The 10,147-nt window shown below is 67.2% G+C and carries 10 protein-coding genes and 1 pseudogene; 8 read left to right on the top strand and 3 right to left on the bottom strand.

The annotated features are described in order from the left end of the window. The 3 genes and pseudogenes from A5708_RS26680 to A5708_RS07025 all read left to right on the top strand — a co-directional run. Positions 1-118 (top strand): annotated as a pseudogene (locus tag A5708_RS26680) (thiocyanate hydrolase subunit gamma); the annotation flags it as partial. 13 nt (positions 119-131) lie between these two features. Beyond that, complete coding sequence (locus tag A5708_RS07030) at positions 132-503, top strand: thiocyanate hydrolase (protein ID WP_065027928.1); 372 nt, start codon at positions 132-134, stop codon at positions 501-503. A 307-nt stretch (positions 504-810) separates the two neighbouring features. Continuing rightward, entirely contained in the window at positions 811-2,220 is a 1,410-nt protein-coding gene (locus tag A5708_RS07025; protein WP_065027927.1) for a DEAD/DEAH box helicase, read from the top strand. On the opposite strand, the gene A5708_RS07020 is transcribed toward A5708_RS07025, so the two are convergent. Continuing rightward, entirely contained in the window at positions 2,203-2,748 is a 546-nt protein-coding gene (locus A5708_RS07020; RefSeq protein WP_065027926.1) for a class I SAM-dependent methyltransferase, read from the bottom strand. The two genes, A5708_RS07025 and A5708_RS07020, sit on opposite strands and share 18 nt — an antisense overlap. 149 nt (positions 2,749-2,897) lie before the next feature. Here A5708_RS07020 and A5708_RS07015 point away from each other — a divergent pair, with 149 nt between their 5' ends. Continuing rightward, positions 2,898-3,503: a TetR/AcrR family transcriptional regulator gene (locus tag A5708_RS07015; protein WP_065027925.1), complete on the top strand. Its 606-nt coding sequence runs from the start codon at positions 2,898-2,900 to the stop codon at positions 3,501-3,503. 63 nt (positions 3,504-3,566) lie between these two features. On the opposite strand, the gene A5708_RS07010 is transcribed toward A5708_RS07015, so the two are convergent. Continuing rightward, positions 3,567-5,333 (bottom strand): N-acyl-D-amino-acid deacylase family protein, encoded by a 1,767-nt coding sequence (locus A5708_RS07010; RefSeq protein ID WP_065027924.1) that lies wholly within the window; start codon positions 5,331-5,333, stop codon positions 3,567-3,569. A 180-nt stretch (positions 5,334-5,513) separates the two neighbouring features. Here A5708_RS07010 and A5708_RS07005 point away from each other — a divergent pair, with 180 nt between their 5' ends. The 3 genes from A5708_RS07005 (at position 5,514) to A5708_RS06995 (ending at position 7,550) form a co-directional block, all read left to right on the top strand. Then, positions 5,514-6,185: a TetR/AcrR family transcriptional regulator gene (locus A5708_RS07005; RefSeq protein ID WP_065027923.1), complete on the top strand. Its 672-nt coding sequence runs from the start codon at positions 5,514-5,516 to the stop codon at positions 6,183-6,185. Positions 6,186-6,303: 118 nt separating this feature from the next. After that, positions 6,304-6,771, top strand: coding sequence for a hypothetical protein (locus tag A5708_RS07000; protein ID WP_065027922.1), 468 nt, complete (start codon positions 6,304-6,306; stop codon positions 6,769-6,771). A gap of 143 nt (positions 6,772-6,914) precedes the next feature. After that, entirely contained in the window at positions 6,915-7,550 is a 636-nt protein-coding gene (locus A5708_RS06995) for a cutinase family protein (RefSeq protein ID WP_065027921.1), read from the top strand. Positions 7,551-7,573: 23 nt separating this feature from the next. Here A5708_RS06995 and A5708_RS06990 read toward each other — a convergent pair whose 3' ends face one another. Next, positions 7,574-8,461: an SDR family NAD(P)-dependent oxidoreductase gene (locus A5708_RS06990; RefSeq protein WP_065027920.1), complete on the bottom strand. Its 888-nt coding sequence runs from the start codon at positions 8,459-8,461 to the stop codon at positions 7,574-7,576. 848 nt (positions 8,462-9,309) lie between these two features. Here A5708_RS06990 and A5708_RS06985 point away from each other — a divergent pair. After that, positions 9,310-10,119, top strand: a complete 810-nt coding sequence (locus tag A5708_RS06985) for a SigB/SigF/SigG family RNA polymerase sigma factor (RefSeq protein WP_065027919.1) — start codon at positions 9,310-9,312, stop codon at positions 10,117-10,119. The last annotated feature ends 28 nt before the right edge of the window (positions 10,120-10,147 follow it).

Genomic DNA, 10,147 nt, shown 5'->3' with positions numbered 1-10,147 from the left:
CCGACTCGTCGAAATCATCACGCGCGATTGCCTGATCGGCGTTGCGCTACCCAAGCCGGGGGTGACGACCAACGCCATCACCCATACCCGTCCGGCCGTCCACCCCGTCGACGACTGATGCGAGCCAAGAGATGAGCACCGCACACACCCCGAAGCCCGCCGAGGACGCAGTCGTCGCGATGCTGACGAAAATTGTTGAGCGCAACCAGGTTTGGAGGCGCATGGCAGCCAAGTACGGCGTCGACAACCCGGTACCACCCTGGCAGACGAGCCTGGACGGGATCTGTGATGCGCTCGACCACAGCGACCGCGGCGCGCAGCTGCTCGGTTTCGCCGATCGCCGCGACGAGGAGGACGCCCTGTCGGCGACGGTCTACTCGGACCTGCCCTATCCGGAGAACCGCTTGGTGGCGTTGGCCCACTCGCTCGTGGTGCGCGGCGTCATCGACGAGTCGGAACTCGAAGACAGATTGGCCGCGGTGCGTTCCCGGCTGCACGGCTGAGCCAGTCGGTAAGTCCGGCGGCGATCCCGGATTTCGAGGCTGGTTAGAGGATTGCCGTCCGATACGCTACGCTGGCAGCAACGTTGGCTTCATGACATTGCATGCCAACACCGTCGTGGAACGCTTCCTCATCCCATTGGTGCCAACCCAACGCTTGCGCTTGTCACCTAGATGATCCGTGCATCCCGCACTAGCTTGTCTCGCGGCGATCGATTTTGCCATCCGGCAATCTCGCCACCTCGTGCCGATGCCGCGCGGCGTTATCGCCTGCAGCACGGCACCACCGATGCCTGAAAGGCACCGAAAAGTGACTACCGACAAGACTTTCGCCGACCTCGGCGTGCGCACCCGGCTGGTCGATGCGCTCGCCAAGCGCGGCATCACCCATCCGTTTCCGATTCAGGTCGAGACCCTGCCCGACACGCTCGCCGGACGCGACGTACTCGGTCGCGGAAAGACCGGTAGCGGCAAGACTCTGGCCTTCTCGATCCCGCTCGTCAGCCGCCTGACGGAGGGGAACCGGCGCCCCTCGCGGCCGTCGGGATTGGTGCTCGCGCCGACCCGAGAGTTAGCGACACAGATCACAGCGACACTCGAGCCGTTGGCGACGGCCTGCGGCCTGCGGATCACCACGATCTTCGGCGGTGTATCGCAAAGCCGTCAGGTCGCCGCCCTCAGGTCCGGAGTCGACATCGTGGTCGCCTGCCCGGGCCGGCTCGAGGACCTGATGAAGCAGCGGTTGATCAGCCTCGAGGCCGTCGAGATCACCGTCATCGATGAGGCCGATCACATGGCCGACCTCGGCTTCCTGCCCGGCGTCACCCGGATCCTGGCGGCGACCCCGAATGGTGGCCAGCGGCTGCTGTTTTCGGCGACTCTGGATAACGGCGTCGACAAGCTCGTCACGCGATTCCTGCGGAACGAGGTGTTGCATTCGGTCGACGAGGCCAACTCGCCGGTATCCGAGATGACCCACCACGTGTTCCACGTCGCCAGCCCCGAGGCCAAGAAGGAGGTTGTGCACCGGCTCGCTTCGGGCACCGGACGCCGGATCCTGTTCCTGCGCACCAAGCACCAGGCGCGCAAGCTGGCGCGGCAGCTCACCGAGTCGGGTGTCCCGTCAGTTGACTTGCACGGCAACCTGTCTCAGCCAGCGCGCGAGCGCAACCTGGCGATGTTCGCCTCGGGTGGCGCCCGGGTGCTGGTGGCGACCGACATCGCCGCGCGGGGTGTGCACGTCGACGAGGTGGAGCTGGTGGTGCACATCGACCCGCCCAGCGAGCACAAGTCCTATTTGCACCGGTCCGGGCGCACCGCGCGGGCCGGGAGCGCCGGTGACGTCGTCACGGTGGTGCTACCCGATCAGCGTGAACAGACCCGGGCGCTGATGCGCAAAGCCGGCATCAAGGTCGCCCCTCAACAGGTGACCGCGGCGTCGGACGCGGTGCAAGCGCTCGTAGGTGAGGTCGCGCCCTACCAGGCGCCCGCACCGGCCCGGGCGCCCTCGCACACGCCTCAGCAGCACCGGACCAACTCCGGCGGGCAGCGGCGCCGCCGTACCGCCAGGTCGCCCAGGACCAATCCCACCCCCACCGAATCGGCGATGACCCACCGCACGGGTGCGACCAAGCGGAGGCCGGATCGCCGCCGCTCGAGTCGTGCGCAAGGGAGTGCCGGGCGCCCGGCCGGTCAGAACGGTTCAGCGCCGGGCCAGTAGCCAGGCCTGACCGTCGCCTTCTTCGGCGCCGAGCAGGTCCAGGCCTGCGAAGGCGGCGGGCAGCTCGCCGGCCGCGGCGCGGAAGGGCCCGGGACTCGCCCCGACCTCGCTCAGCGCGGCGATCGCCAGCAGACCGCCCGGTGCGAGTCGTTCGATGATCGCCCGGTCGAGGCGGGGATCGCGGAACCTGCAGCACAGGATGACGTCGACCGGGGTCCCCGCCGGCAGTCCGCCGTCGAAATCGACGACGTCGAAGCGGCAGCGGCTGCCCACCGCGGCGCGCTGGGCCAGCTCCCGCGCGTGGCTGATGGCCACCGGGGAGACGTCCAGCCCCACCACCTGCAGACCGCGTGCGGCCAGCCAGACCGAACCGGTCCCCTGGCCGCAGGCGAGGTCGAGGGCCCTTCCGGCGGTGGGAAACAGATCCGCATGTCCAGCGAAGACGGCGGGCGGCGCCACCGAACCCAGCGGTGGCGGCCCCTTCGCCGCGTACCGTTCGTCCCAGCGATGCCGGTCCGCTTCGCCCATAGGCGCCACTCTAGAACGGCGTGCGGGGGTGACAGTCGGTCCCGTTTTAGACAGCTGTCTGTAAATGGGCGCCGGTGTCCGCGCGAGCAGTCGAGCCGACCGCGATGGATGCTGTTGTTGGCGGCAGATCCCGTTTCTACACTGGACGAGTGTCTAGAGATGCATCGTTCCCGGTCGTCGCCGGGAAATCGGCGGCTGCCGGCGCGGCCCGCCGGTCGGATCGTCGGCCCGGGCAGACCATTCGTAAGGTCCTCGATGCCGGGCTGGCGGAGCTGCGGGAATCCTCGTACGCGAATCTGACGATGCGCGCGGTGGCGACTCGCGCCGGGGTGTCGCCGGCCAGCGCCTACACCTACTTTCCCTCGAAAAGCGCGCTGGTCGCGGCGGTCTACCTGCGCTTCCTGCGCGACCTGCCGCTGCATACCGACGTCAACGACACCACGAAGACCCGGGTCAGCGCGACCCTTCGGGACATGGCGGTCGTGGTCGCCGATGAGCCGGAGCTCACCGCCGCCTGCGGCGCCGCCCTGATGGCCGACGATCCGGCGGTCGCGCCGCTTCGGGAACAGATCGGCGAAGAAGTGTCCAAAAGGATCGGGGCCGCGCTCGGTCCGGGTTGGCCCCGATCCGTGAAATCCACGCTGCAGATGACCTTTTCCGGCGCGCTGATGACCGCCCGGTTCGTCAGCTTCGCCGAGATCTCCGGACAGCTCGACGAGGCCGTCAACCTCATCCTGGGCGCATCGGTGGCATGAAAACCGCTGTGTCCCAACGCAATAAATGCCGCCAGCAATAAACGCCGCTAGCAATAAACGCGGTTATCCGGTGTAAGCCAGCTTTCGTGCCGAGCTGCCGGCCCGGAGGAATTCGCCGAAACGCTGCTCGCCCAGCTCGGGCGAGGCCTCGCCCGAGCTGAAGGCGAGTTTCCCGGAGACCAGGACCGCCGTGACCGTTTCGTCGTTGCGGTTCACCATCCGCGACAGCCCGCCGTAGGACTCGACCGGATGCTCGGCGTACCGCTCGAGTGACTCGTCGAGCTTGTCCGGATTGATGATGACGATGTCGGCGCGGTCGCCTTCACGCAGCGTGCCGGCGTCGATCTCGTACCACGCACCGAGTTCACCGGTCAGCCGGTGCACGGCGTGCTCCATCGACATGAACGGCCTGCCCTGCTTCTCGGCGTCGCGCACGTGGCGCAGCAGGCGCAGGCCCGAGTTGTAGAACGCCATGTTGCGCAGGTGCGCGCCCGCGTCCGAGAAACCCATCTGAACGCCTGGGCTCTGCGCGAGCTTCTTGAGCAATTCGGGCCGGTGGTTGGAGATCGTGGTGCGCCAGCGCAGCTTTTCGCCGTGCTCGAGCACCAGGTCGAGGAACGCGTCGACCGGATGCAGGCCGCCGCGGTCCAGACCCACCCGACCGAAGGATTTGCCGACCACCGATTCGTCGGGGCACGCCACGATGTCGGCATCGAAGAAGTCGCGGTGCCACACTCGGGGTCCGTACTTCTGGTCATAATCCTTGCGGAACTGACGACGGTAGCCCTCGTCGCGCATCAGCTCGTTGCGGGTGATCTCGTCCTGCAGGTGCAGCGCCGCGGCGCCGGAGCCGAACTCCTCGAAGATCACCAGCGAGATCCCGTCGGCGTAGACCTCGAACGGCACCGGCAGGTGCTGCCAGCGGAAATCCGCGCCGAGCGCGTTGACCATCCGCGCGAGCCAGTCCATCAGATAGATGACCGGCGGCAGGGACTTCACGTCGGCGGCCGACAGCAGGCTGGTCTTCAACCGCCGGCGGCCGACGCCGAGCGAGGTGGCCAGCTGGGAGACGATCGACAGCGGGTTCTTGATGTCGGGGCCCGACTGCAGGATCTTGTTGCGCCGCCGCAGGATCGCGTTCAAGCGCCGGAGTTCACGCGGCTTCGCATAGGTCGACGGCAGGGTGCGCGACCGGCAGACCTCGCCGTCGAGTTTGTCGAACAGCAGTTGCTGCGAGGACAGCCCGACGAAGCCTTCGTCGAGCGCCTCTTCGAGCATCGACTCCATCCGCGCCAGTTCGGCCGCCGACGGGCGAGTGTCCTTGCGGGTCGCCCGGTCCAGGCCCATGGTCGCGGCGCGCATGTCGGAGTGCCCGATGAACGCCGCGATGTTGGGGCCGAGGTTCAGCTGCTCGAGCGCGGCCACATATTCCTTGGGGCTGTTCCATGACCGGGCTTCGTTGAGCTGTTCGATGACGTAGCGCCGCGGAATGGCCTCGACGCGGCCGAAGATGTCGCCCGCGTCGACGTTGTCCAGGTACACGGTGGACAGCGAGCAGGAGCCCAGCATCACCGTCGTCACGCCATGCCGCAGCGATTCGGAAAGCGTTGGCTCACAGAGTGTTTCGATGTCGTAGTGGGTGTGGATGTCGATGATGCCGGGAATCACCCACTGACCTGTCGCATCGATGACCCGGGCCCCGGCCGTGTCGAGTGGTCCCTTGGCGATGGTGACCACGCGGCCGTCGCGCACGCCGATGTCCCGCAGAGCCGACGGCCCGCCCGTCCCGTCGAACCAGCGGCCGTTGGTGATCACGGTGTCGTACTGCATCGGTCGGCCTCTCTGTCGCGCCGGAGCCCTCCGGATCCGCAGTGATCATACATAATGCGCATATTGTCCTGCCGCGCTACCGGCGCACGACTCGGCGGTTAGCCAGCAACGATGGCGTCGCGACAGACGTTATGATCCAGCTGTGGGGTTCACCGGCCACGGGTTTGCCGCCCGTTAATCATGCGCAGTCACGGTTGGGCAGGAAACACGCCGGCGTCCGATGCGGAGGCGATCGAGCGCATCCTCGACGCCGCCGACAAGATCATCGACGAACGTGGCTCGGCGATGCGAATCGCGGACGTGGCGCGGGCGCTGGGGGTGACCCGGCAGACCGTCTACCGATACTTCCCCGGAACGCAGGCCTTGTTGGTGGCGTCCGCGATGCGGTCGGCCGACGGCTTCCTGGATCGCATGGCGGCCCACCTGGAGGGCGTCACCGACCCGGTGGTGGCCATCACCGAAGGAATGGCTTTTGCCGTCGAGGAGCTGGCCGCGGACAACCAGGTCGAGTTCGTGCTCAGCCAGCGCCACCGCGGCGCCCAGAAGGTTTCAATCATCTCCGATACCGCCCTGGCCTTCGGCCGTTCGATGCTCCATCGCTACGACATCGACTGGGAGCAGCACGGTTTCGATGAAGCCGGCCTGGAAGAGCTGAACGAATTCTCGCTGCGGGTTCTCCATTCCTTCCTGACCGACCCGGGACGGCCGCCACGCAGCGGTGCCGATCTCCGGCGCTACCTCACCCGCTGGATCGGGCCGGCGATCGCCTACCCGCAGATGGTTCGGGCCATGGACGCACTGGGCGCCGCGGAGCCGCCGCGAACGCGACGGCGCTCGTCGAGAGCCTCCTGACCGGCCGGGCGGAGGCGGCGATCTTGACCATACATATTTGCCGTTATGTCCCGTCGCGCGAGCGATGCGCGAGTCTGCAACGCGTCGGCGTTGTCCGCCGATCGAAGGAGGCCCCCACGTGGTGGGTTTGGCACAGCTCGCGCTGAACAGCGCGCCCATCTTCGGTGGCGCGCTGCTCGCGGTTGCGGCGGGGCAATTCCGGGGGCCCGATTACCGGGAAGCGATCAAGCAGGACATGGACCTACTCGACCGACTCCCCCTCGAAGATGTCGACAGGCGCGCCGAACTGCGGCGCAGCATCGAGGGTCGTGTGGACGACCTGATCGATGCGGCGGACCGCAGCCGAGTGTTACGCCGGGCCGCGCTGTCCTACCACGGCAACTGGCGAGACGGGGTCCTGCTGCTCTGTGCCGTGCTCTTCACGATCGTTTGGTGGAATGTCAGTCACAGCCGGGACAACTGGCTGCCGATGTTCGTCGTGTTGATCTTGCTGTGCGTGGTGGCCGCCGCCTACACGTTCCGCGGCGCGCTGCACGCCGCCCGGTCCGCGTTCCGCGCGAAGCGGCAGGGGCACGCCCAGGGTTAGCGGCCGCCCGTCGACGCGAATCTCTGATTTGGAGGCCCTCGTCACATCCGCGGTGCCGGCCGACCGCTCAGCGCGCGCTTGCGAGCGTCCTGTGGCAGGATCGCGCTATGCAGGCACATCCCCTCGCTGTGTTGACTTGTGCTGTGCTGTCGCCGATTTGGGCTCTGCTCGGCGGCCCGGCCACGGCGGCGTCCGCGGATCCATGCCCCGACGTCGAGGTGGTGTTCGCCCGAGGCACCACCGAGCCGCCCGGTGTCGGCCGCATCGGCCAGAACTTCGTCGACACCTTGCGCTCACACGTCGGCGGTAGGTCGGTCGGCGTGTATCCGGTCAACTATCCGGCCACCACCGACTTCCCCACGGCCGCCGACGGCATCAGCGACGCCGGCAGTCACGTCGAACAGATGGCGGCGAATTGCCCCCGCACCAAGATGGTGCTGGGTGGCTACTCGCAGGGCGCCGCGGTGATGGGCTTCGTCACCGAAAGCGCTGTGCCGGACGGCGTGCACCTGGTGCAGGCGCTACAGCCGATGCCGGCAGAAGTGGCCAACCACGTGGCCGCGGTGGCGCTGTTCGGCAAGCCGTCGAGTCAGTTCATGAGCATCATCAACCAGCCGCCGGTCAACATCGGGCCGCTGTATTCGGCAAAAACGCTCGAGTTGTGTGTCCCCGGCGACCCGGTTTGTTCCGGCGCGGGCAACCCCGCCGCGCACCGGCAATACGTCGAGGCCGGGATGGTCGACCAGGCGGCCGATTTCGCCGCCATCCGGCTCTCGTAGGGCGCGCGGGTCGGGGCTTCCCGTCATTCGGTCGCGCCAGCGACCATGGTGTGCACGTCGCGCACCGACCACGGCCCGGCCTGGTGGTGGTCACGGTAACCCAGCAGCCGCGGGGTCTGGCGGTCGAAACTGCCGACGAAACCGCCTGCTGCAACGAGGATTTGGCCCGTCACGTCACGCGATAAATCGCCGGCGAGATAGGCGTAGACCGGTGCGACGAACTCGGGCGGAGCGCTGTCGAGCGACGCCCGCATGGTCATCTCGTCGAGCAGCCCACGGCGGTGCAGGTCTTCGATGTGTTGTTCGTATTCGGCTCCGGTCGACAGGCGCGTCCGGGCGCCCGGGCACACCACGTTGGCCCGCACCCGGTAGGGCTTCAGTTCGGCGGCGATGGCCATCGTCAGGCCGTTGACGGCGCCCTTGCCGGCCGGATATCCCGTCCCGCCGTAGTCACCCAGATACGCGACCGAACTGGTGTTGACGATGGCTCCGTGCCCCTGCTCGGCCAGCACCGGGGCGGCCGCCCGGCAGGTGTGGAAGGCCGTGCCGAGGTGGCCACTGATCAGCCGGTCGAACTCGTCCGCAGTGATCGTCAGGATCGACGAACCCCGGGGTTCGGCGATGCCGGCGCAATTGATCAGGGTGTCCAGCCGTCCGAACGCGCTGAGGCATTCGTCGACGAGCGATCGGGCGACGCGCTCGTCGTCGGCGGCTCCGACCACCGCGGTGGCTCGCCCGCCCGACGCCGTGATCGCCGCGACTGTTTCTTCCACGGCGTGTTCGTCGCGCCCGTTGACGACCACACCGGCGCCCAGGCTGCCCAGCAGCTCTGCGACCGCTCGCCCGATGCCGCGACTGCCGCCCGACACCACCACTCCGTGCCCATCCAGCGCAGCCTCGGTGCCGCTCATCGCCCGCTCCGTCGGCCGCCCCGCCGATCCTCACGTAATGCGTTGCGCGCGAATCGCTCTCGCAGTCGAATGGAACCCTGGCGACCGATCGGTGTGACGAACACCAGGCGAACAGTACCCAGCCGCGTCGGAAATGAGAACGGAAGCCGACATTTCCCGGCCCATGGCGCGCTGGATGCTGCGAGGAAGCCCCGGCCGGCCTCGATGTCCGGAGGAGGTTGGTGCTGGCGTCCCGCTGCCGTGATCACGCTGCGGCCGACTTCGACGGTCTGCCCGGCGGCTCGGCGGTTGTCCTGGTGGCACCGCTGAATAAATCACCACCATCAAGAAGTAGCACCAACCCGGTGGAATTTGTTTGCCGATGGCGCGGGCGTCTCGTCGGCAGGGTGGCCAAGGCCGACAACGCCGCAGCTCGCCGATGGTGCATCCGCTCTCAAGGAAGCCGTCGGCTTCGCACCGGCGGCTTGCGGACGCCTTTGTGGTACACCGTGGAAATTGTTCAGAATTCATATGAATTCACTCCCCCAAGCGATCGCCGGGCTAGGCGAAGGGGCGTATAGTCTCCAATGAAGTCCGTTATGGACGCGTCGCCGTTTAGCTAAAAGCGGTCCAGCAGCCGCACGGCTACTGAGCTTGGTATGGCTCCGGCGAACCAGCCCCAGTCATCTCCCCGCTCCTTCGTGCGTGGGTTAACGACCCGTCCGGCGGATTGAGATGCAGTGGGGGCGAGATGTGCGCAGAGCTGCGACCGCCCATTGCACACGACTCAGGAAGAGAGTCAGTATGCAAACTTATTTTCGCGCAACCGTTTACACGATTTTTCGAGTGAACGCGGGGTGCGCAGGCCGATGACCAATGTGATTTCTGCGACCCGACCCGCTCCACCACCTACCACCAAGACCGACGATTCATACGACGATGTGGTCCAAATGTTTCTGGCGCTGCACCAGTTGCCCGCCGAATCGCACGAGTACGCGCACCAGCGCGAACGCATCGTTTCTCGGTGCCTGCCGCTGGCGGACCACGTGGCCAGTCACTTCGCCCGCCGGGGCGAGGGTCTCGACGACCTGATTCAGGTCGCGCGGCTGGGGCTGATGAACGCCGTCAACCGATTCGACCCCGCGAAGGGGCCCAGCTTCATCGGGTTCGCCGTGCCCACCATGATGGGCGAGGTCCGGCGCTACTTCCGCGACTACAGCTGGGGAATGCGCGTCCCACGCCGGTTGCGCGAGCTGCACGTGCAGATCAGCAGGACCACCGCGGACCTGTCCCAGCAGCTCGGGCGCGCGCCCACCGCGGGCGAGCTGTCTCAGGTGCTCGAGGTGCCGCGCGAGGAGATCGTCGAATGCCTCGTCGCGGGCGACGCCTATCGGCTCGACTCCCTGGATGCACCGCTGGGCGCCGACAGTTCGGGAACGCCGCGCTCGGTGGCCGACTCGGTCGGCGACATCGATCCACAGATCGAGCACATCACCAATCGGGAAGCGCTGCGGGTGCTGGTTGCCACCCTGCCGCAGCGTGAACGCGAGGTACTGCGCATGCGGTTCTTCGAATCCATGACGCAAAGCCAGATCGCGGAGCGGATCGGCGTGTCACAGATGCAGGTATCCCGCATTCTGGCAAACACGCTGAGCAGCCTGCGCGATCAACTCGAGTAGCAGGCCAGTTCCCCCAGGACGCTGCGCG

It is taken from the genome of Mycobacterium colombiense, from assembly GCF_001672755.1.
Classification (GTDB): domain Bacteria; phylum Actinomycetota; class Actinomycetes; order Mycobacteriales; family Mycobacteriaceae; genus Mycobacterium; species Mycobacterium colombiense_C.
Note: the sequence above shows the minus strand (reverse complement) of the source record. Positions and strands in the feature narration are given on the sequence as shown.

Bases quoted from the DNA above. Each gene is read 5' to 3' on its own strand.
- A5708_RS07030 (WP_065027928.1), top strand. From the start codon at position 132: ATGAGCACCGCACACACCCCGAAGCCCGCCGAGGACGCAGTCGTCGCG.
- A5708_RS07020 (WP_065027926.1), bottom strand. From the start codon at position 2,748: ATGGGCGAAGCGGACCGGCATCGCTGGGACGAACGGTACGCGGCGAAG.
- A5708_RS07010 (WP_065027924.1), bottom strand. From the start codon at position 5,333: ATGCAGTACGACACCGTGATCACCAACGGCCGCTGGTTCGACGGGACG.
- A5708_RS07005 (WP_065027923.1), top strand. From the start codon at position 5,514: ATGCGCAGTCACGGTTGGGCAGGAAACACGCCGGCGTCCGATGCGGAG.
- A5708_RS06990 (WP_065027920.1), bottom strand. From the start codon at position 8,461: ATGAGCGGCACCGAGGCTGCGCTGGATGGGCACGGAGTGGTGGTGTCG.
- A5708_RS06985 (WP_065027919.1), top strand. From the start codon at position 9,310: ATGACCAATGTGATTTCTGCGACCCGACCCGCTCCACCACCTACCACC.